This window comes from Gilliamella sp. HK2 (assembly GCF_001690265.1).
In the GTDB taxonomy this organism is placed as follows: domain Bacteria; phylum Pseudomonadota; class Gammaproteobacteria; order Enterobacterales; family Orbaceae; genus Gilliamella; species Gilliamella apicola_C.
Genome location: NZ_LZGV01000099.1, coordinates 1 through 22,356, shown reverse-complemented (window position 1 = coordinate 22,356; position 22,356 = coordinate 1). Strand labels below are relative to the sequence as shown.

Sequence of the window (22,356 nt, the reverse complement as noted above, 5' to 3'; positions counted from 1 at the left end):
AATGACTAATTTATATTTCGTGTCACGCTCACTACATCGGGCTGTAGCGATATTTTCCGCATTAATTCATTAAGTTGCTGAGTGTTTTTCACTTCTATTTGCAAAATGATGGTATAAATTTGTCTGTCTTTTTCTTCGGTATTTAACCACTGCAAGTGGGTATTTTCACCATTAATAATTGAAAGGAGATTCGCTAAAGCGCCTTGAACATTTAAAATATCAACCCAAATTTCAACAACAAAGCGTTGAGAAATATCTGGCGCCCATTTAAGCGGAATATATCTTTCTGGATTATTTTGATAGTCTGAAATATTTCGGCAAGATTCGTGATGCACTATCAGCCCCTTTTCTGGGCTGACATGTCCCACGATAGGATCGTTTGGAATAGGATGGCAACATTTAGAAAACGTAACCAAAACGCCTTCACTACCCGTGATAACTAGTGTTTTATTGGGTTCTGTTTTATTTTGTAATAGCGATTTATGTTCTAATCCTTTAGCTATAAAATGGCTCATAATATTGCCTAGCCCAATTTCGGACAAAACATCATCAAAAGTTGGCAATTTAGCTAACTCAGCTGCACGAGCTTTTTGGCTTGATGATAACTCACTAATACCGCCAGATTTAACTAACGAAAGATCGAGCAAACGCCGTCCCAATTTAATTGCATCTTCACGTTTAAGTGTTCTAAGCGCATGACGAATTCGAGACTTCGCTTTAGCACTAACTACAAAGCTTAACCAATTAGCATTAGGTCGCCCTTCTGATGAAGTAATAATTTCAACGGTTTGACCACTACTTAATGGTTGCGATAAAGGATAAGGTTTACGATCAACAATTGCACCAATGCACTGATAACCAATATCAGAATGGACTGCATAGGCAAGATCAACTGCTGTTGCACCTTCAGGTAGCTGAACAATACGCCCTTTAGGGGTAAAAACGTAAATTTCTTTAGGAAACAGATCAGACTTTACATTTTCGATAAATTCGAAAGAATTACCCACACTTTGTTGTAATTCTAATAAACTTTGCATCCAACGCTGAGCTTTAATTTGCGTGGTAGTATTGTTCATTTCATCGGTTTCGTTATATGCCCAATGCGCAGCAACACCCATTTCAGCCATTTGATCCATATCTTCAGTGCGGATTTGTACTTCAACAGGTGTTCCATGAGGCCCAATTAATGATGAATGTAACGACTGATAACCATTCGCTTTGGGGATCGCAATATAGTCTTTAAAACGATTAAGTCGTGGCTTATAAAGATTATGCACTAACCCAAGAGCGCGATAACAAGCATCAACGTCCTTTACTACAATTCTAAACGTATAAATATCCATAATGGAATGAAATTGCTGCTCACGCAATTTCATCTTTTGATAAATCGCATAAATATTTTTTTCGATACCAGTAACTTCCGCGTCAATATGAGCATCTAATAACCGGTTACGTATTTCAGACAAAATTTGTTGTATAAGCTCTTTTCGTGTATTTCGCGCCGTTTTAATTACTTTTTCAATCACTTGGGCACGATTTGGATGCATTGCAGTAAAGCTCAAAATCTCAAGCTCTGTTTTAATATGATTAATGCCCAAACGATGAGCTAAAGGGGCATAAATTTCTAAAGTCTCTTTGGCAATGCGACGGCGTTTTTCTGGTCTTAAAGCACCAAGTGTACGCATGTTATGGGTGCGATCAGCAAGCTTAATTAAAATAACGCGCACATCTTCGGTCATGGCAAGCACCATTTTCCGAAAATTTTCAGCTTGAGCCTCTTGTCTATTACGAAATTTTAATTTGTCTAATTTCGACACGCCCTCAACTAAAATGGCAACATGTTGACCAAATTTGATTGTAATATCTTGAAAAGTGACAGGAGTGTCTTCGATGGTGTCGTGTAAAAGTGCGGCAATAATTGTTTCATAATCAAGCCGCATCTCGGCTAAATTTGTTGCAACTGCAACCGGGTGGATGATGTAAGGCTCACCACTACATCGGAATTGCCCTTCATGTGCATTTTTAGCAAAAAGATAAGCATCTTGTATCAATTCTACTTTTTTAGCAGGAAGATAAGATGCTACAACCTCTTTTAAGCTATCAAAATATTGCATAAGCAATTCCTGTAAAGCTTATTCGTATGATGGTGTGTTTTCGAGAAGAATCGACTCATGAAGTGTTGCACGTGCTTCTGCTTCTTCATCTTGACGCGCTTGGAAATCAGCAATATCAAGAATTTGTTTATTAACAAGCCCTTCTTCAATTTCGCGTAAAGCAACAACCGTTTCTTTGTCGTTTTCTTCTGGAACAAGCGGTGATTTATTTTCAACTTGTAATTGACGAGCGCGTCTTGCTGCTACAATAACGAGATCAAAGCGATTACCAATTTTTTCTACTGCATCTTGAACAGTTACACGTGCCATTTTTACCTCTAAATTGTTTACTAAAATGCTTCATTTGAAAGATCTGATATTCTACTTAAATTTGTAGTGATTTGTCTATATTAATATTGTTTTATACATTGAAATAAAGGGATCTTAGATAATAAAAAATTGCTAGGTTCTTATCATTGATTACGATAACTTTTCATATTCATCATCAATTTTATTATCCATATGCTCTTTACTTTGCACTAATCTCACAGCAAAATAAAGATCATAAGCAAAATCAATATGATCGTTATCAAGCTTAATATTCATTTGTTTAAACCAATTTTTGAGTGTTTTACGCCGACCGGATAAGATTAACATGGTGTTTCTTACTTTTAAGGATCTTACTAATTCATCAATTCCTGACAACACACTCACGTCTTTATAAGTAAAACAAGGAATTGCATCAACAATCACATAGTTTATTGGCTCTTTTGCTTCATCAATATAACTAATAATTCTCCGTTTAAAATAGGCAATATTAAAATAAGTTAGTGGAGAGTTAAATCGATAAATCAGAGTATTATTGATTGGTTTAACACCTTGGCTTATTGAATGAATTCGACCACTTGCATCAACACCTAACAATTGATCTTTCGGCCTAAAGACACGGCGCAAAAATAAAAATATCCCAAGTAACACCGACAGGGCCATACCGGGAATAATACCTATCACAAGAACTGAAATCAGTGTTGTTAAACTTAAATAAAACGCATCTCGATCAAATTTAAAAAAGCGGATGATTGTTTGAAAATTAATTAACGAAATGGATGAATAAATCAAAATTATGCCTAATACACAAGTGGGAATATATTGTAAAGGCGAAAGAAAAAACAACACGACAATACCAATTAATATAGCAGCAATAATTGAAACTAACTGAGTTTTACCACCATTGGCATCATTAACAGCAGTTCTTGATGAGGTGCCACTAACAACAAAACCTTGTGATAACCCCGCTACAATATTAGCCATACCTAGCGCTTTAAATTCGATATCAGCGTTGGTTTCATAGTTATTTTTGGATGCGAAACTGCGCACGGTTATCATCATACTGACAAAACAAATGATAGCAATATTCAGTGAGGGAACAACTAAATCACGCATCAACCCTTTATCAAAATCAAGCCATGATTTGGCAGGGATAAACTCTCCACTCACATTACCAATAATACGGATATTAAAATACTCAAAATTAAATAACCATGAAAAAAATGTCATCACAATGACGGCTAATAATGGCGCTGGATATAACGGTTTTAATCGCTTTAAAGCAATTAATATAAACAAAGTAAAAAATGAAACCAGTGCCGTGGCTATATGGATTTGCGATATTTTAAAAGGTAAATAAACAATTCGCTCAATCAGATAAGAATAATCATAACTAAAACCAAGTGTTTTTGCTAACTGATCAACCATAATGGTGATTGAAATGCCATTAAGCAAACCAATTAAAATAGGCTGGCTAAGCAAGTCAGCCAAAGCGCCAAGATGTAGCTTTCCTGCGATAATACACCAAATACCAATCATTATTGTTAATATCATGACTAATTGCCAACGTAATATGGGATCATTAGCTGCTAACGGCAACACAACAGCCGCAACGACAGCACATGTTGCCGTATCAGGTCCGACAATCAGTTGTTTCGAAGATCCAAAAAGCGCATAGACAATTAAAGGCAAAATGGTCGAATATAGTCCTGCTATCGCACCAACACCTGTCAATTCAGCATAAGCAATTGACACTGGTAACGAAACTGCCGCAACCGATAACCCCGCCTTAATGTCAAAATTAAGATATTCTCGCTTATACTGTAATAGGCTACTTAATCCTGGCATCCACAAAGCTAATTTTTGAAAAAAAGCATTGTTAAAAAAACGACCCATACTAATCCTTATTTTCCAGCTATGCTCATATCATCAATCAAAATCGAACCACATTGAATATTAGTTCTCGTTTCGATATCATTACCTATTGCCACAATGTTTTTATACATATCTTTAAGATTGCCGGCAATCGTAATTTCGCTAACAGGATATTGGATTTGCCCATTTTCAACCCAAAATCCAGTGGCTCCGCGTGAATAATCGCCAGTTACACTATTAACACCTTGTCCCATTAACGAAGTAACGACAACGCCTTTATCCAGTTTTTTAAGCATATCATCAAAGCTAGCATGAGTTTGGCTAGGCGAGATAAGCCAATTATGAATCCCACCGGCATGACCTGTTGATGTTAAACCCAATTTACGCGCTGAATAATTACTTAATAAATAAGTTTGCAACACGCCTTGCTCAACAATATTACGCTTAACTGTTTTTGTACCCTCACTATCAAAAGGCGAAGAGCCAATACCTTTTAAAATATAAGGATCTTCATAAATAGTCAGCCATTTAGGAAAAATAGCCTGCCCAACAGAGTCTAATAAAAATGAGGATTTACGATAGATTGCGCCACCACTGATGGCACTGACTAAATGCCTAATAAGCCCAACAGCAACTTCAGCACTAAACAGTACTGGAGCTTGCATGGTTGCGATTTGCTTAGCACCTAAATGCGATATTGCTCTGTCAGCTGCTTGCGTACCCACCCAACTTGCTGATTTTAATTCACTGAAATCACGTGATGAGGTATAAGCATAATTGCTTTCCATCTGTCCTGCTTGTTCGGCAATAACTGAACATGAAAGCGAATGTGAACTTGCACAATAACCTTGTAGCATTCCTAAACTATTACCATAAACATAAACACCATATCGGCTACTAAAATAACCACCATCAGTGCTAATTAGTTTTGAATGATTGAGCGCGGTTAATTCAGCTTGCTTTGCCTGTTCAATGGCATTATCGACATTTAAATCACTTGGATAAAATAAATCCAAATCAGGAGGATTAAATGCCATTTGGCTTACATCGCCCAAACCAGAACAAGGATCGGGCGATGTATATTGCATAATATTAATCGCCATATCCACCGTTTGCAAAATCGCCGAAGGGGATAAATCATTGGTTGATGCACTGCCTTTACGTTGGTTTTGATAAACAGTAATGGATAAAGCTCCATCACTATTAAATTCAACATTTTCGGTATCCCCCATTCGGGTGCTAACACTAATACCCGTTGATTGATTAATCGATACTTCAACGGCATCCACTCGTGACTTTGCTTGCTTAATAGCATTAGCGACAATAGCTGATAAATTTTCTTTCTGGTTTATCGCTTCTTTTTTAATTTGTTCAATACTCATTTTATTATTTTCTACAATTCTGCTAGTGATACGTTATAATAAGCTAGAATTGAATATTAGTTAACAAAAGAAATAACATGAATCATAATCAAGAGACAAATTTAGAACCCAACTTTGCTATTGACACCCAAGACGATGAAATCATTTACGTTAGTAAAAGCGAAATCAAACGTGATGCGGAAGCGCTAAAAAAATTAGGTGTTGAGCTTGTTAATTTAAGCAAAAACGAACTGGAAAAAATTCCTCTCGATGAAGATCTTATTTATGCTATTGAACTTGCTCAGAAAATAAAAAAAGAAGGGTATCGCAGACAAATCCAATACATTGGCAAGCTACTACGTAGCCGAGATATTGATCCCATTAGCCAAGCCCTTGATAAGCTCAAAAATCGTCACAATCAACAAATTTCTTTATTTCATAAACTCGAAAAACTACGAGATGACCTGATTGCGACAGGCGATGCGGAAACTATCATGAGCTTATATCCAACAGCCAATCGCCAGCAACTACGCACCTTAGCGCGTTTAGCCAAAAAAGAGCAAGAAGCCAATAAACCTACCAAAACGGCAAGGCAAATTTTTCAATATTTAAAAGAATTGAGCGATACAGAATAATCTTTATAATGTGCGCTTACTGTTATTAACAAACACTATACTAACTTAGATAGAGGATACAAAAATGGGACTTTTAAATGTACCTGCTGGTAAAGAATTACCTGATGATATTTACGTTGTGATTGAAATTCCGGCTAATGCTGATCCAATAAAATATGAAGTCGATAAAGATACTGGTGCTGTATTTGTTGACCGTTTTATGGCAACAGCAATGTTTTACCCATGCAACTATGGTTATATCAATAATACATTATCATTAGATGGTGATCCTGTTGATGTCTTAGTCCCAACGCCATATCCATTACAACCAGGCTCAGTGATTCGTTGTCGACCTGTTGGTGTATTAAAAATGACAGACGAAGCAGGCCAAGATGCAAAACTTGTTGCTGTACCTCATACTAAACTGTCAAAAGAATATGATCACATTAAAGATGTTGATGATTTACCTGAACTACTTAAATCACAAATTAAACACTTTTTTGAGCAATACAAAGCGTTAGAAAAAGGTAAATGGGTAAAAGTTGACGGTTGGGACAATGCCGACGCTGCTCGTAAAGAAATACTTGAGTCATTTGAACGAGCAAAAAACAAATAAAATTGAATAACAAAAAAGTCACTGTTAATCCAAAGCCATAAAATAATATTTTATGGCTTTTTATTTTATAATACGCCAACTTTTGAAGTAACTTCAGCGCTTGAATCATGCAATAATTTGCCTTTTATCAATTTCTAAGTAATTATCTAAAAATTTAAGAAAAAACTATGTCCTAAGAAAAAAAAATTATTATTAACATCTTGCTTTTGATTATAATTTATGCGGTAATAGCACTGGGTAAACAACAACGTTGAAATTATGAAATCAATTAACTTTAATAATGTAATTTTGATAGCTTTATCATGGTTTTGAGTTACATAATTAATACAGTGTTAAAGCCCATACGAGCCTAAAAGGCTAATTATTAATTATTGTTAGGATGTCTAGTAAATGAATAAAAAAACAGGCCAAGTAAAATGGTTTAACGAAAGTAAGGGTTTTGGTTTTATAACTCCTGCGGATGGAAGCAAAGATGTATTCGTTCATTTTTCTGCTATTTCAGGTGATGGCTTTAAAACCTTAGCTGAAGGGCAACAAGTTGAATTTGCGATCCAAGATAGCCCTCGTGGACCAGCAGCAGCTGAAGTTGTTGTTATTTAGTTTATCTAACTAATTTATTTCCATACTAGCAAAACGCTCACCTTAAAAGGTGGGCGTTTTTTATGCCAAGTAAACCTAAAATTACTCAAAATTTAGCATAAAAAAAGCGACCCAAAAGTCGCTTTTTAACCAAGTTAAATGCTAATTATTTAGAAACAACAGCAATTAAATCTAATACTTTGTTTGAATAACCAACTTCATTATCATACCAAGATACTAATTTAACGAAGTTATCGCTTAATTGGATACCTGCTTTAGCATCAAATACAGATGTACAAACTTCACCTAAGAAATCGGTAGACACAACGTCATCTTCAGTATAGCCAAGCACGCCTTTCATTGGGCCTTCAGCAGCCGCTTTGATTGCTTTACAGATATCTTCGTATTTAGCTGGTTTTTCTAAACGAGCAGTTAAGTCAACAACAGAAACGTCTGGTGTTGGAACGCGGAAAGCCATACCTGTTAATTTACCGTTTAACTCAGGAATAACTTTACCTACCGCTTTAGCCGCACCAGTTGATGAAGGGATGATGTTTTGAGCCGCACCACGACCACCACGCCAATCTTTATGAGATGGACCATCAACTGTTTTTTGAGTTGCAGTTGTTGCATGAACGGTTGTCATTAATGCTTCAACAATACCAAAGTTATCATTAATAACTTTAGCTAAAGGCGCTAAACAGTTAGTCGTACATGACGCATTAGAAACGATATCTTGACCAGCATATTCTTTATCATTAACACCAATAACGAACATTGGCGTGTTGTCTTTTGAAGGACCAGTTAAAACAACTTTCTTGGCACCAGCTTGGATATGTTTGCGAGCAGTTTCGTCAGTTAAGAATAAACCAGTTGCTTCAGCAACAACATCAACACCCACTTCGTCCCATTTTAAGTTTGCAGGATCACGTTCTGCAGTAACACGGATTGTTTTACCGTTAACCACTAATTTACCGTCTTTAACTTCAACAGTACCATCAAAACGACCATGAGTTGAATCATATTTAAGCATGTAAGCCATATATTCAACATCTAATAAGTCATTGATAGCAACGATTTCGATGTCTGAACGTTTTTGAGCAGCGCGGAAAACAATACGACCGATACGGCCGAAACCATTAATACCTACTTTAATAGTCATAACAATTACCTTCTTTTTAGTGTTTTTAATGTTAAAAATCTTTCCTGTAAACTATCAAATTTTAAAGACTTATTCAAGAAGATTCCTAATAATTAAACACGATTTGATTAAATAGATTAAAGCACGCGCAAACTTTATTGAATTAATACAAATAAAATCATTATGTTATTAAATAATCTTGAATAAAATTATAAACACGAAAGAGCGTGAAAAATGGGGCATTTTTGCACTTAAAAATAAGTCAGAAAACCCATTGATTTTATTGAAGTTTTTATTTTTTGTTTTTTATAAAAATCACCGATTTTTACCCAACAAACCTAACGCCATACTTACTCAGCCCCAGAATATGCCACCAACAGGTAAGGTGCTATTTGTCGTAATTCAACCTTTTTCGGCCTTTTATCCATTTAAGATCTCTGCATAAAAAGAGGTGTCTTCATAAGAAAAAATGATTTTATTTTTATTGTTATTAAAAGAATGCTTGTTTCATCACTAGGGTAGAAAAAGTCTTTCTAGAATCTTATAAAAATATTCGCTGGAACAATGGCGCTTGCTTGTTTGCCGAAAAAATTAATGCGGTATCGGTGAGTTTGTTGTTAAAAAATAACGAGTTTTTTGGGGGCATTAAAGTCTAAATTCGTTTTTTCTATAACAGAACAAAAGGATGGGGTATTGGGGTTAAATGGGAATGTTGCGTTCCAAAAGTGATTGGATTCTTCTAAGCTGATTCTCCTAAATGAAGGTAAGTAATTTTTCTCTTTTCATCAAGCGATAGCAAGCAATCTTTAGCGTTAAATCACCATGCGATTGGGTATTTTTGTTCATCAATAATTAATTGTTTCTTGCCCATAAAAATATGCCTATTATCGTTTTGTTTTTGTTTGTTTTGTTACGCGTTGGGCTATTTATACTGGAAATTCTTTGTTTTTATAAGCCGACCATAAGTGCGTAATTGCCCAGTTATTATATTCTTGAGCAAGAAAACTTTTCGCTATTAGTTCTATATCGTCAGATATTTGAGACGCAATTTCAAAATGATTAATTAGTTGAAAAGACAGTTTGAATGCTTTTTCTCTTAATATATTAATAAGTTCGATTTCGTCCTTTTTAAAACTTTTTTTGTTTAAGCTATTAAAGCTATTCATCCATTGATTATCAAACTCAGGTTCATCTCTTAGATCTAATGCTTGGTCTGCATTTAATGCTTTTAAAAAATCAAAGTTGATTGGATCCGATAAATAATGGTTGATTTCATTAAGTTTGTTATTATTCATTTGGGAAAATTCCTTAAAAAATCTGGCACTATAATGTGTTCTAAAAGTACAGTAAAAAATAGAATGTTTTGTTTAATTTACTTTTTTTAATTTAGCTAAATTCAGAAAATATATATAATAATAAGTATTTTTACAATATGAAACAGGATTATAAATGTACAACATAAAACACATTGGCAACTTTGAAACGATGCCTGAACCAGCTGTTGCCATATATGAAACAAATATCGAAAAAATGCAAAGTTTATATGATGCCAACTGGGATATAAATGAAAAAATCCACCTTGGTGAATATACAGATATAACGCCTTTGGAGCTTGCTGTTGTCACAAATAATTTTACTGTTTTTAAGTGGTTATTAGAAAATAAAGTGTCTTTGGATGTTGGTCGTTTTACCATTATCGAAAAGGCAGCACAATATAGCGATGGTAAAATTATAGATCTTTTGCTAAAAAATAATGCGCTTGATTTTCTTCCCCTAAAAAAATATTCGGAAATATTAATCCGCATTCATTACGGGAAAAATTATGAAAATATAGCGTTATTTGAGCAATACGGAGTAACGGTAAAACAATATGGCGGTGCTGCGCTTAGGTCCAGCGCATCAAATGGAAACATGGAAGAAACAAAAATGTGGATAGAAATGGGAGCCGATGTTAATTATCACCAACCCGATATGGTTTTCCCTTATTCTCCAACACCGTTGATAGAAGCGGTCAGACACGATCACACCGAACTTGCCGAATATCTTATAAAATGTGGAGCCGATATTACCATTACTGATAAATATGGTGATCGCCCATATTCTCTTGCTGCAACGAATAAAAATACAAATTTGATGCAATTGCTAAAATCATTAGAGCCAATTGAATGGCATAATGAGCAAGAAAAACTAAAGCGCCTAAAAAGCTATAAAATGCCTGCGGATATGTTGACATATCTTAAAACATCGCCAGGTAAAATTCATTTTTCAGGAAAAGATTGTTATTCAAAATACATGACTTTTTATCATTTTATCGATTTGCTGGAGATGAAATGGAAAAGGAAAAAACTAATTTCTTTGATAGAAGAAGTTGACGGTTATGAGCTATACATTGTTTGGTCTCCAGCAGAAAAAGCAATTTGCTATATCGATCCTGAGCATCAAATATTTGCTAAAATTTGTTCTTGGAAAGAATTTATTAAGCACCCAGAAAAACATATCAATAATATAATAGATGGGGTATATGATGATATGTAAAGCAATGATCAGATGTTCAAATTTTTTTCATAAGAATTTGCGTCGCCATTGTCGCTAATTTTCCCCAGATAAAATAGTACCTCAAACTGTTGGGGGCAGATGCTAGCACCAAGCAAGGCATAGCATGAGTCTTTTGGGGTAAAAAAGGAATTATTTTTTATAAAATAAAAAACTAATAAAATCAATGGTTTTTCTGAATAATTTTTTAGCGTAAGAATGTCTGCTTTTGTAGAGAAGACAATAGTGTTTTTATGTGTAGACTAGGTTGCGAACTTTTTACTGAAATGCATAGATTATCTGAAACTGTTTGACAAACTATTTCTCGCCAAATTTTATCATCACCGTTATTTTTAATAATATATGTTATAATGACGCTTTATTTTTTAATAAGAGAGATTATTTTGCAACAGTCGTTACAAGATTTTATTATTGATAAAATTGATGATTTAAAAGGTAAAGATATTGTTACCCTTGATGTCCGTGGTAAATCAAGCATTACTGATTATATGATTATTTGTACGGGGACGTCTAACCGTCATGTTTCGTCTATCGCCAACCATTTGCTTGATGAAGCAAAAAAACAAGGCCATTTGGTATTAGGCAGTGAAGGAAAAAGTGATGCAGATTGGGTTGTAGTTGATATGGATTCAGTGATTGTACATATCATGCAAGAAGAAAGCCGCCAGCTTTACGAACTTGAGAAACTTTGGAGTTAATTACGTGAAAATACAGCTTATTGCTGTTGGCAATAAAATGCCAAACTGGGTTACCACTGCTTTTGGTGATTATCAGTCACGATTCCCTAAAGATATGCCTTTAGAACTTATTGAAATCCCCGCTGGCAAACGCACCAAAAATGCAGATATTGTCCGAATTTTAGATAAAGAAGGCGAGGCAATGCTAGGTGCTTGCGGTAAAAGCAATCGTATTGTAACGCTTGATATTCCAGGTAAGCCTTATACCACGCACCATTTAGCCGATCAGTTAGAACGCTGGAAAGTCGATGGGCGTGATGTGAGTTTATTAATTGGTGGGCCAGAAGGCTTGTCCCCAGCTTGCAAAGCAGCGGCAGAACAGAGTTGGTCACTGTCGCCCTTGACACTTCCCCACCCTTTAGTGCGTGTTATTGTGGCTGAAAGCCTCTACCGAGCTTGGAGCTTAACCGCTAATCATCCTTATCACCGTGAATAATAACGTAAGGTCAACAAAATAAGATGAGCGCCATTATTTTAGATTTACAAATTGCTACAAAAGAGCAACAGAATTTACCCAGCGAAGCACAAATTTTGCAATGGTTAGACGTTATTTTACCTCAGTTTATGGATAACGCCGAGCTGACTATCCGTATTGTTGATGAACAAGAAAGCCAGCAGTTAAATTATACTTATCGCCATAAAGATAAACCAACTAATGTTTTATCTTTTCCGTTTGAATCTCCCGTTGAGATTGAGGTTCCTTTATTGGGCGACCTCATTATTTGTAAGCAAGTTGTGGAAACTGAAGCTGTACAACAACATAAATCACTAACCTCACACTGGGCGCATATGATTGTGCATGGTTGTTTACATTTGCTGGGTTATGATCATATTCTTGACGAAGAAGCCGAAGAAATGGAAAATATCGAAATTGATATCATGCAGCAGCTAGGATTTAAAGATCCTTATCAGCCTATTGACGAATAAAAGCACACAATTAACCGTTTAACTCAATAGCAATTGAATGAGTTAAACACAAATATAAAATAAGCAACATTAATAACAAAGCAAGAAAGGAAAAGAGCAAATGAGTGATGATAATCACCGGAGACCTAAAAAAGGGTTTACATTATGGTTAAGTCAGTTGTTTAATTCGGAGCCCAAAGATAAAGAAGAACTGATTGAAGTGATTCGTGAAGCGGAAGAAAACGAACTTATCGATCCCGATACGCTCGATATGATTGAAGGTGTTATGGATATAGCCGAACAGCGCATTCGTGATATTATGATACCCCGTTCACAAATTATCACAATTAAAGACAATTATACCCTCGATGAATGTTTAGATATTATTTCTGAACATGGGCACTCCCGTTATCCTGTTATTAGTGAAGATAGAGATCACATAGAAGGCATTTTATTAGCTAAAGATCTTTTGATTTTTATTCGCCAAGGTGTTGATAATTTTGATCTCAAAAAAATCCTTAGACCAACCGTTGTTGTACCAGAAAGCAAACGCGTTGATCATATGTTAAAAGAATTTCGGATGCAACGCTATCATATGGCGATGGCAATAGATGAGTTTGGTGGTGTTTCTGGCCTTGTGACAATTGAAGATATTTTAGAGCTTATCGTAGGCGATATTGAAGATGAATATGATGAGGTTGAAGATCGTGATATTCGCCGTTTAACAACCTCAGTCTACACAGTGCGAGCACTAACTCCCGTTGAAGATTTTAATGATATTTTTGCAACTCATTTTAGTGATGAAGAAATGGACACCATTGGAGGGCTGGTCATGCAACATTTTGGTCGATTACCTTTACGTGGTGAAAGCATTACCATTGATGGTTATCAATTTAAAGTCGCCATTGCAGACAGACGGCGAATCATTCAATTACATGTCACCATTCCTGATGGTGCAACCGTGCCCAATTTAGAGTTACCTGAAAATGCTTAAACAGATATTATTAAGTATATTTCTTGGTGCAATAGCCGTTTTTAGTTATGCACCTTTTCATATTTGGCCGTTAGCTTTCGTCTCGTTTGCGGGTTTTTTATGGCTTATTGCTGATAAATCTAAAAAACAAGCCATGCTATTGGGATTAACTTGGGGTATCGGCTATTTTACATCTGGCGTGCATTGGGTTTATATCAGCATAAAACAATATGGAGAATTACCTCTACCCGTTGCCATTATTATTTTAGGCTTTTTAATCCTGTATTTATCGCTTTATCCTATGCTTTTTGCTTTTCTATTAAGAATGGTAAATCGTTTTGCTGGACAATTTTCATTTAAGCAACTAGTACTTGCAGCACCAATGCTTTGGCAAATAACTGAGTTTTTACGTGGTTATATATTGACTGGATTTGCTTGGTTACAGCTCGGTTATAGTCAACTTGATAGCCCACTGCGAGCCTATTTCCCTATAGGGGGAATAGATTGTGTTACTTTATTGCTTACTATTTTGTGTGGGTTATTTATTTATAGTATTAAGTCAATAACCATCAGAACATCCCGAAAGCACGCAATTGGTTCGATTATTGCACTGTTTACGCTCTTTATTGCACCAATTTCATTCAGCAATATTAATTGGACTACTGTAGACAAAACGCGCTCGGCTCATTTTGCGTTAATTCAAGGAAATATTTCGCAGTCAATCCGCTGGACAAAAGAACAGCTCAATAACACGTTACAAACCTATACTAAACTTACCTTAGACAATCTAAATAAAAATGAAATTATCATCTGGTCAGAAGCCAGTATCACCGATTACGAAATCAATCAGCAAACTTTTTTGCAATATTTAGATAACCAAGCTAGAGCTCATGATGCTGAAATTGCCGTGGGCATTCTTGATTATCGTTTTGGTGAAGAAGGATATCAATCCAATGGAGATATCTATAATACCCTGTTAGTGCTTGGTGAAAAAGAACCTTATCAATACCCAACAACCAATCGTTATAGAAAACATCATTTGGTGCCTTTTGGTGAGTTTACACCGCTAGAGTCAATACTTGAACCGATTGCTGCCATTCTCGATATTCCAATGTCATCAATGAAGCCTGGCGAAACAATACAACCTCAATTACAAATAAAAGGCTTTAAATTTACCCCCGCTATTTGTTATGAAGTGATTTTATCGAATTTAATCCATCAAAACTTTGCTTCTGATACCGATTTTTTACTTACTGTTTCAAATGATGCTTGGTTTGGCGATAGCATTGGTCCTAAACAACATTTACAGATGGCACAAGCTAGGGCGCTGGAATTTGGCAGACCTTTAATTCGCAGTACCAATACGGGAATTACTGCAATTATTGATGAGCATGGTAATATCGTTAAACAATTACCACAATTTGAAACAGGTGTTTTATCAGCATCTGTATCGCCCACAATAGGTTTAACACCTTATGCAAAATGGGGCAATCTACCCTATTTTGTCATTATGATATTAATGTTTATCTCACTTTTTATAAAACGACGTTCATAATTTACAATACTGGCATAATTATTGCTTATTATATAATTGGATTTAAATAAGTATTGGTGTAATTCGTAGCCATAATATTATGCGAATTATTGATTACACCTAGTTTCAATGATAAACAAATAAACAGTAAAAAGTACTTTTATGATAAAAAATAAGTTATAATATACCCCCTTTGTAAAAATATTAAAATTATTTAATATGATACAAACTAAACAGTAGGAGATGAGTATGAACAGAAAGACAAAATTAACCAAACTAGTGTTATCATTTGCAATGTTAGGTCTAGTGAATAGTGCCGCATTTGCCGATGAATTAACTGGTACACTAGCTAAAGTAAAAGAAAATGGTGTGATTGTCGTAGGACATAGAGAATCATCAGTCCCGTTCTCATATTATGGTGATAACCAAACAGTTGTTGGTTATTCTCAAGATTACTCTGATCTTATTATTAATGCAGTAAAAAAAGAGTTAAACATGCCTAACTTGCAAGTTAAATACTTACCGCTGACTTCTCAAAACCGTATTCCACTGTTACAAAACGGTTCTTACGATTTTGAATGTGGTTCAACAACCAATAATCTTTCTCGTCAACAACAAGTTGATTTTTCAAATACGATCTTTATTGTTGGCACTCGCTTTTTAGTTAAAACTAGTAGCAATATTAAAGATATTGACGATCTGAAAGGTAAAAATGTGGTCGTAACTTCAGGTACAACATCCGAAGTTATGCTCAACAAAATCAATACTGAAAAAGGGTTAAATATTCGTATTATTGCGACCAAAGATCATGGCGATGCATTTCGCACACTTGAAAGTGGACGAGCAGCAGCATTTCTTATTGATGATGCATTATTAGCTGGTGAGCGCTCGAAAGCAAAAAAACCTGAACAATGGGAAATTGTAGGTACACCATTATCTTATGAAGCCTATGGTTGTATGTTGCGTAAACAAGACCCACAATTTAAAGCTTTAGTCGATAAAACTATTTCAGAAGCGCAAACATCAGGTGTCGCCGAAAAGTCATACAACCGCTGGTTTAAACAACCTATTCCACCAAAAGGGTTAAATATGAACTTTGATATGTCTCCTGAGATGAAAGAGCTTTTCGCTCATCCTAATGATAAAGCATTAGATTAATACGCAGATATTTTCCCATAAGGACGTAGGCAACTGCGTCCATCATCTTATTTAGTACTATTTACAATTTTTTTACATGTTGGAGTATTTATGACAACAAGTTGGAATTGGGGAATTTTTCTTCAACCAGCACCATTTGGGGATACAACGTATCTAGGCTGGTTGTGGTTAGGTTTCCAAATGACCATATTGCTAGTTATTACATCAGGAACGGTTGCCTTTTTGGTTGGTTCGCTATTTGGTGTGCTGAGAACATTACCTAACCGCTTTTTATCTGGCTTAGGTACATGTTATGTTGAGGTTTTTAGGAATATCCCGTTAATCATTCACTTATTCTTTTGGATTGAAGTTGTACCAGCACTGGTACCAGAATCTATCCGTGACTGGTTATATAGTCTTGACCCTATGATATTTACTTTATTAATGTCAACCATAGGATTAGGATTATTCACAGGTGCACGTATTTGTGAACAAGTGAGAGCTGCTATTCAATCAATCCCTGCTGGTCAGAAAAGCGCAGGAATTGCATTAGGATTAACTCTGAAACAAACCTATTTATATATTTTATTGCCAAACGCTTATCGACGTGTGTTACCACCGTTAACATCTGAAATATTAAATATGGTTAAAAACTCGGCTGTTGCCTCAACTGTTGGTTATGTCGAATTAACCAAACAAGCAAACCAATTGCTTGAACATGCAGGCCAACCTTATGAATCATTCATTGCTATTACATTTGGATATGTAATTATCAATGTCGCTATCATGTTTGCCATGCAATATATTGAGAAAAAAGTGCGACTTCCTGGCGTATTAGGAGGTAAATCATGATCGATTTAGAATGGGGTCAAATCCTGCCTAATTTACCTTATATCATGCGTGGTATGCTATTAACCTTAGAGATAACCATTACCGCTGTAATTTTTGGTATCGTTTGGGGAACGCTACTTGCCATTATGCGACTTTCATCAATTAAAGTACTACATTGGTTTGCTTCATGCTATGTAAATATATTCCGTTCAATTCCATTAATGATGGTTTTGCTCTGGTTTTATTTGCTAGTGCCTCAACTATTAGAAAAGATTTTAAATCTTCCACCCACAACAGATATACGTTTTGTGTCGGCATTAATCGCTTTTGCTTTGTTTGAAGCGGCTTACTATTCGGAAATTATTCGAGCTGGTATTCAAAGTGTATCTAAAGGTCAAATCAGTGCATCACTAGCACTCGGTATGACTAAAGGTCAGGCATTACGAATGGTGGTTTTACCACAAGCATTTCGTATTATGACACCATTATTATTAACACAAGGTATTATCTTATTCCAAGATACGACGCTTATTTACACCTTAAATTTAGCTGATTTCTTCTATCGTGCGGTTAATATTGTGGGTAATAGAGATGGTTTAATCGTTGAGATGGTATTATTTACAGGAGCAATTTATTTTGTTATTTGCTTCACCGTTTCACGTCTAGTTAATTATTTTAAGAAAAGGATTACTCGATGATCTCCTTAGAAAATATATCAAAATGGTATGGACAATTTCAGGTATTAAAAAACTGCACAACAAGAGTCGGTAAAGGCGAGGTTGTGGTTGTTTGTGGTCCTTCGGGTTCAGGAAAATCAACCCTAATAAAAACCGTAAACGCCTTAGAGCCTATTCAACAGGGTAAAATTATTATTAATGGGACAGAAATAACTAGCAAATCAACCAATTTAGCCAAATTACGTTCTAAAGTAGGCATGGTGTTTCAACATTTTGAGTTATTCCCACACTTAACTATTTTAAAAAATCTAACACTTGCACAAATTAAAGTGTTAGGTCGAACAGACGAAGAAGCTCAAGAAAAAGCACTTAACCTTCTAGAACGTGTTGGGTTACTGGCTCATGCCAATAAATACCCTGCTCAGCTTTCTGGTGGTCAACAGCAACGCGTGGCTATTGCTCGCGCGTTATGTATGGATCCGATTGTGATGCTGTTTGACGAACCAACCTCAGCACTAGATCCCGAAATGGTAAACGAAGTATTAGATGTTATGGTTGAGCTCGCTTATGAAGGTATGACCATGATGGTCGTTACTCATGAAATGGGCTTTGCCCGTAAAGTGGCGCACCGAGTTATCTTTATGGATGCTGGCGAAATTATTGAAGATACCTCAAAAGAACAGTTCTTTACTAATCCACAATCAGATCGTGCTAAAGACTTTTTAGCTAAAATTATCCATTAATTCAATTATTACAGGGCTTATTGCCCTGTTTTATTACTCCACCCGAAACTTTTACCAACAAACCCGATAAATAACAATTCATTTAACAGTGCTTAAAATACTCAAACTTATGAGTTATTTTGTAATAAATCCACTAAACCACTATGCCTTTGTGTCTGTGATTTAATCGCTTGTATTAAAATTGATTCAACTGCATAAATTGCAACGGTTTTTTTAGCACGGGTAATTGCGGTATAAAGCAAAGAACGATTGAGCAACGGCGAATAATCAATTGGCAGAATCACATTAACATAATCAAACTCTGATCCTTGCGATTTATGGATGGTCATGGCATAAGCAGTCTCATGTTCAGGTAATCGAAATGGTGAAAACCCTTTAATTGAACCATCTGCGAAGGGAAAATACACTCGTAACTTTGAGCTATCATTTTCTGCCATTAATGTAATGCCAATATCGCCATTATACAGCCCTAATGAAGCACTATTACGTAAAATCATAATTGGTCTGCCAACATACCATGTTTCTTTATTTTTTAAATGAATCAATTTATTTTTAGCTAATAATAACTCAATTTGTTTGTTTAAACCTTCTACACCAAAATGACCTTCTCTTACGGCACAAAGTAAACGATATTCGGCGAATTTAGCTAAAACTGCCGCAATATCGTGCGTTCCGCTTTGCTTAATCATATTTAAATAATGTTGATAATGATTAATACTATCTTGTAAAACATCATGATAAGCTTGCTGAGATGAAAGTGCGTGATATTGGATATCACTTAACGACTCATCAAATAGTAATTTCTTAACAACCGTTGAACGTCCCTCTTTTACTGCATTAGCCAATAACCCAATACCAGATGATTCATTGAAGCGATAACTCTTTTGTAATAAGCAAATACTGTCAGTGATTGCAACTGTTTGCTTGCAAGCCGGTACAATATAGCCAGTTAATTGGCTAAGTTCTTTGGCTCGTGGCTCACTATAACCATGTGTAATAAAAGTACAAAGGTCACCAAATACGGCTCCTGCTTCAACTGATGATAGTTGATCTTTATCGCCTAATAAAATTAAACGAGCAGCATTTGGTAGTGCCTCAATAACCCTTGCCATCATATTTAAGTCCACCATTGACGCTTCATCAATCACTAATACATCGACATGCAATCGGTTGTTCTTATCATGCTTGAATGAACGATTATCTGCTTTTGCACCTAATAAGCGGTGTAAAGTGATCGCTTCAGCTTTTATATTTAGTGCTGTCACAGAGAGTTGTTCTATTGCTCGGCTCAATGATTCGGTTAGCCTTGATGCGGCTTTACCCGTTGGCGCTGCGGTAATCAAGCGAGCTTTTGGGTTGGTTTGCATAATTGCGGCTAAAATTTTGGCAACAGTGGTTGTTTTGCCAGTACCAGGTCCCCCCGAAATAATAGCAACTTTACGTGTTAATGCCAAAGCGACGGCTACTTTTTGCCAATCAATTTCAGATTCATTGTAGACAAAAAGCTGATTAAGTATCGCGCTTAAATCAGCATCACCGCTTAACTCTTTATCCAGCGTTGTGTGATTAAAATATTGAGCGACATTTTTTTCATCCAACCACATACGTTGAAAATAGAGTTTATTTTCAATAAAGATAAGCGGAGATAAACTTGCTCCATCGCTCACAACCCGATGATTACCTGCTTGTTCTAGTGTGAGTTTCCAATCATGCTCGCTCGGTGATCCTAAATCTAACCAAAGTTGCGGCTCAATAGTAGATTGAGTTAAGTAAGTAAGATCCAGACAAACATGACCAGATCTTACCTCTTTACTTAACGATAGCACCAAAAAACTAAAACGTTTAGCCGTAATATCATCATTTAGCTTCGCTTTATTGGTTAGAAAATATGCCAAATGAGTATCCAGCAAACTAATTTGGCTGTCTTGTTTAAATTGGCTGAGCCACTGATTTAACATATTTTACGTCTATTATTAAGTTATCTACAATCCAATTATATCGCTAACTTTATCTTTTGGATAAGTAAGTTTAAAGCTTAAATTAAGATTTTTATTTTCGTTTGGATTTAATTTAAATTGCCACATTAATGTGCCAGTCTTTTTATCATAATTTGCATCATCATATTTAGCATCATCAAGCACTACTGTCTTGTTTATAATATTCGGTAGCTGATCATAAACAATAATATCAATTGGTAGCGATTTGGCATTTTTTACATCAATGGTATAAGCATATTTTTGTGAAATATCATTACCAAATAACGAAGGTTTTGATGTTTCATTAATATTACGATTACGCGATATAAAAATGTTTTTATCTTTTCCTAAAGAGATATCCAATGTTTCTTTTAAATCTTTAGTAGTAATAAAACTCTCACCAATATAATTGCCATCAAAAAATACTGTCGATTTTCCAGGCAAAAGGTCTAATTTATCCCAATCAGTAATTTGTGCTTGTAAGTACACGCTACTATCTAATTTAGGAATGGCAATGTAATGATATTTTGCTTCAACTTCTTTGTTCTGTAACGTAAGGATATTACTTTGGGTATTCGATTTAATGGTATAGGGCAATTTAACCTCAAAGCGCGTGTTAATGCCTAAAGTATTGGTTAATGCATTATCATCAGGGCGAACGGATCTTGATACTTTTGCACTTATATCATCATGTTTAGAAAAAAAGAAGCCACCTTTTTCAGAATAGATATCAATATGCCAAGGCAATAAATCAGGCGCCGTTATTCCGTCACTTGGATTAGAAGTCGATAAACTAAAATCGATATTCTGCCAATTCAAGCCACTATTTTGATAAATATCTGCTTTATAAGTTAATTGTAACGGGGAGTTGATATCAGCAACACGCACATCATAAACTGGAACCCAACCAGCTTTATTGGTGACATAAGATAAAGTAACTGGTAATGTCATATCTTTGTCAGAATAAACCTTAACGATAATTGCACTGTTAGGACTGTTTGTTAATGCTTTGCGCTTATCAATTTTATCTTGACATTGCCTTATTTGGACATCTATCTGATCGACTTCTTTTTGACGTTTATTTTGTTCATTTAGTGTTGCGATTAAATTGGTTTTAATGAAATCTAAGGTATTTTTCATTCCACTTAAACTATCATTGTCACTTTTTACTAATAAATCTAAACGATTTCCTTGTAAAAGAGCAACTTGTTCAGATATGGCTTTTAATTGAATATCAGCCGTATCACGTTTTTCATGTAATTGCTGTAACTCTTCAAGTAAAGGCTTAATTTCGTCATTTTGTTTATCATTGTTAGAATAATCTTCATTTAATGACGTTGAGAGTACTTTTACATTAGCATTTTTACCAAATCCCACATTAATTGAATTAGCTCTAACACCATCAGCAATTCCAGTTAATGCAATTTCGCTTTCACCTTTAGTTAACGACACCGTTGACTGCCCTTGCAATTCAGCTCCTTGCAAAAACAGGGTTACTTTATTGAGTGTTACATTATTGCTGGCAAAAACGCTACCAGAAGCGAATGCGATTAAAAAAGCAATTTGTTGAATTTTCATTTTCATTTTTCTCTTTTATAAAAAATTAATTTCACCTATTTTAATATCTCATGTTATCAGTTAATTAAGTTATAGCACAATTATTAATACTCAAAAGAGTATTTA

General features: G+C 35.2%; 21 protein-coding genes. 13 read left to right on the top strand and 8 right to left on the bottom strand.

Annotated elements, in window-relative coordinates; translation table 11 throughout:
* Window positions 1-5: 5 nt before the first annotated feature.
* The 4 genes from spoT to pmbA all read right to left on the bottom strand — a co-directional run bounded on the left by spoT (window position 6) and on the right by pmbA (window position 5,677).
* Window positions 6-2,114 carry a bifunctional GTP diphosphokinase/guanosine-3',5'-bis pyrophosphate 3'-pyrophosphohydrolase gene (gene spoT / locus A9G45_RS11990; RefSeq protein WP_065572416.1) on the bottom strand — a complete coding sequence of 703 codons (2,109 nt, stop codon included), beginning with the start codon at window positions 2,112-2,114 and terminating at the stop codon, window positions 6-8.
* 18 nt (window positions 2,115-2,132) lie between these two features.
* Entirely contained in the window at window positions 2,133-2,423 is a 291-nt protein-coding gene (gene rpoZ / locus A9G45_RS11985; protein WP_065567934.1) for a DNA-directed RNA polymerase subunit omega, read from the bottom strand.
* Window positions 2,424-2,573: 150 nt separating this feature from the next.
* The gene (locus tag A9G45_RS11980; protein ID WP_141673681.1) at window positions 2,574-4,316 is read right to left on the bottom strand and encodes a SulP family inorganic anion transporter; all 1,743 of its coding nucleotides are present in this window, start codon (window positions 4,314-4,316) and stop codon (window positions 2,574-2,576) included.
* An 8-nt stretch (window positions 4,317-4,324) separates the two neighbouring features.
* On the bottom strand, window positions 4,325-5,677 hold the full coding sequence (gene pmbA, locus A9G45_RS11975; RefSeq protein WP_065567933.1) for a metalloprotease PmbA: 1,353 nt from the start codon (window positions 5,675-5,677) through the stop codon (window positions 4,325-4,327).
* A gap of 77 nt (window positions 5,678-5,754) precedes the next feature.
* Here pmbA and yjgA point away from each other — a divergent pair, with 77 nt between their 5' ends.
* From yjgA to cspE, 3 genes are all read left to right on the top strand, one after another.
* A complete protein-coding gene (gene yjgA / locus A9G45_RS11970; protein ID WP_065567932.1) occupies window positions 5,755-6,291 on the top strand; it encodes a ribosome biogenesis factor YjgA in 537 nt (178 codons plus the stop codon).
* A gap of 64 nt (window positions 6,292-6,355) precedes the next feature.
* Window positions 6,356-6,886 (top strand): inorganic diphosphatase, encoded by a 531-nt coding sequence (gene ppa, locus A9G45_RS11965; RefSeq protein WP_065567931.1) that lies wholly within the window; start codon window positions 6,356-6,358, stop codon window positions 6,884-6,886.
* 390 nt (window positions 6,887-7,276) lie between these two features.
* Window positions 7,277-7,486 carry a transcription antiterminator/RNA stability regulator CspE gene (cspE, locus tag A9G45_RS11960; protein ID WP_025315032.1) on the top strand — a complete coding sequence of 70 codons (210 nt, stop codon included), beginning with the start codon at window positions 7,277-7,279 and terminating at the stop codon, window positions 7,484-7,486.
* 145 nt (window positions 7,487-7,631) lie between these two features.
* On the opposite strand, the gene gapA is transcribed toward cspE, so the two are convergent.
* Together gapA and A9G45_RS11950 are read right to left on the bottom strand one after the other, a co-directional pair.
* A complete protein-coding gene (gene gapA, locus A9G45_RS11955) occupies window positions 7,632-8,627 on the bottom strand; it encodes a glyceraldehyde-3-phosphate dehydrogenase (RefSeq protein WP_065567930.1) in 996 nt (331 codons plus the stop codon).
* A 905-nt stretch (window positions 8,628-9,532) separates the two neighbouring features.
* Window positions 9,533-9,901: a hypothetical protein gene (locus A9G45_RS11950; RefSeq protein WP_065567929.1), complete on the bottom strand. Its 369-nt coding sequence runs from the start codon at window positions 9,899-9,901 to the stop codon at window positions 9,533-9,535.
* A gap of 154 nt (window positions 9,902-10,055) precedes the next feature.
* On the opposite strand from A9G45_RS11950, the gene A9G45_RS11945 reads away from it, so the two are divergent.
* The 10 genes from A9G45_RS11945 to A9G45_RS11900 all read left to right on the top strand — a co-directional run bounded on the left by A9G45_RS11945 (window position 10,056) and on the right by A9G45_RS11900 (window position 18,697).
* The gene (locus A9G45_RS11945) at window positions 10,056-11,141 is read left to right on the top strand and encodes an ankyrin repeat domain-containing protein (protein WP_065567928.1); all 1,086 of its coding nucleotides are present in this window, start codon (window positions 10,056-10,058) and stop codon (window positions 11,139-11,141) included.
* Between the two features lie 368 nt (window positions 11,142-11,509).
* Window positions 11,510-11,857, top strand: a complete 348-nt coding sequence (gene rsfS / locus A9G45_RS11940) for a ribosome silencing factor (RefSeq protein WP_065567927.1) — start codon at window positions 11,510-11,512, stop codon at window positions 11,855-11,857.
* Window positions 11,858-11,861: 4 nt separating this feature from the next.
* Entirely contained in the window at window positions 11,862-12,332 is a 471-nt protein-coding gene (gene rlmH / locus A9G45_RS11935) for a 23S rRNA (pseudouridine(1915)-N(3))-methyltransferase RlmH (RefSeq protein WP_065567926.1), read from the top strand.
* Window positions 12,333-12,355: 23 nt separating this feature from the next.
* On the top strand, window positions 12,356-12,823 hold the full coding sequence (gene ybeY / locus A9G45_RS11930) for an rRNA maturation RNase YbeY (protein WP_065567925.1): 468 nt from the start codon (window positions 12,356-12,358) through the stop codon (window positions 12,821-12,823).
* A gap of 100 nt (window positions 12,824-12,923) precedes the next feature.
* Entirely contained in the window at window positions 12,924-13,796 is an 873-nt protein-coding gene (gene corC, locus A9G45_RS11925) for a CNNM family magnesium/cobalt transport protein CorC (protein ID WP_065567924.1), read from the top strand.
* The gene (gene lnt / locus A9G45_RS11920) at window positions 13,789-15,330 is read left to right on the top strand and encodes an apolipoprotein N-acyltransferase (protein ID WP_065567923.1); all 1,542 of its coding nucleotides are present in this window, start codon (window positions 13,789-13,791) and stop codon (window positions 15,328-15,330) included. Before corC ends, lnt begins: the two co-directional genes overlap by 8 nt.
* Window positions 15,331-15,558: 228 nt before the next feature.
* On the top strand, window positions 15,559-16,467 hold the full coding sequence (locus A9G45_RS11915) for a glutamate/aspartate ABC transporter substrate-binding protein (RefSeq protein ID WP_065567922.1): 909 nt from the start codon (window positions 15,559-15,561) through the stop codon (window positions 16,465-16,467).
* Window positions 16,468-16,557: 90 nt separating this feature from the next.
* Window positions 16,558-17,298, top strand: a complete 741-nt coding sequence (locus A9G45_RS11910) for an amino acid ABC transporter permease (protein WP_065567921.1) — start codon at window positions 16,558-16,560, stop codon at window positions 17,296-17,298.
* Window positions 17,295-17,975, top strand: a complete 681-nt coding sequence (gene gltK / locus A9G45_RS11905) for a glutamate/aspartate ABC transporter permease GltK (RefSeq protein ID WP_065567920.1) — start codon at window positions 17,295-17,297, stop codon at window positions 17,973-17,975. The genes A9G45_RS11910 and gltK overlap by 4 nt, the downstream gene beginning before the upstream one ends.
* Complete coding sequence (locus A9G45_RS11900; RefSeq protein WP_065567919.1) at window positions 17,972-18,697, top strand: amino acid ABC transporter ATP-binding protein; 726 nt, start codon at window positions 17,972-17,974, stop codon at window positions 18,695-18,697. Before gltK ends, A9G45_RS11900 begins: the two co-directional genes overlap by 4 nt.
* Window positions 18,698-18,804: 107 nt before the next feature.
* On the opposite strand, the gene recD is transcribed toward A9G45_RS11900, so the two are convergent.
* Both recD and A9G45_RS11890 read right to left on the bottom strand, forming a co-directional pair.
* A complete protein-coding gene (recD, locus tag A9G45_RS11895) occupies window positions 18,805-20,655 on the bottom strand; it encodes an exodeoxyribonuclease V subunit alpha (protein WP_065567918.1) in 1,851 nt (616 codons plus the stop codon).
* 24 nt (window positions 20,656-20,679) lie between these two features.
* Window positions 20,680-22,257 (bottom strand): DUF4139 domain-containing protein, encoded by a 1,578-nt coding sequence (locus A9G45_RS11890; RefSeq protein WP_065567917.1) that lies wholly within the window; start codon window positions 22,255-22,257, stop codon window positions 20,680-20,682.
* Window positions 22,258-22,356: the final 99 nt, after the last annotated feature.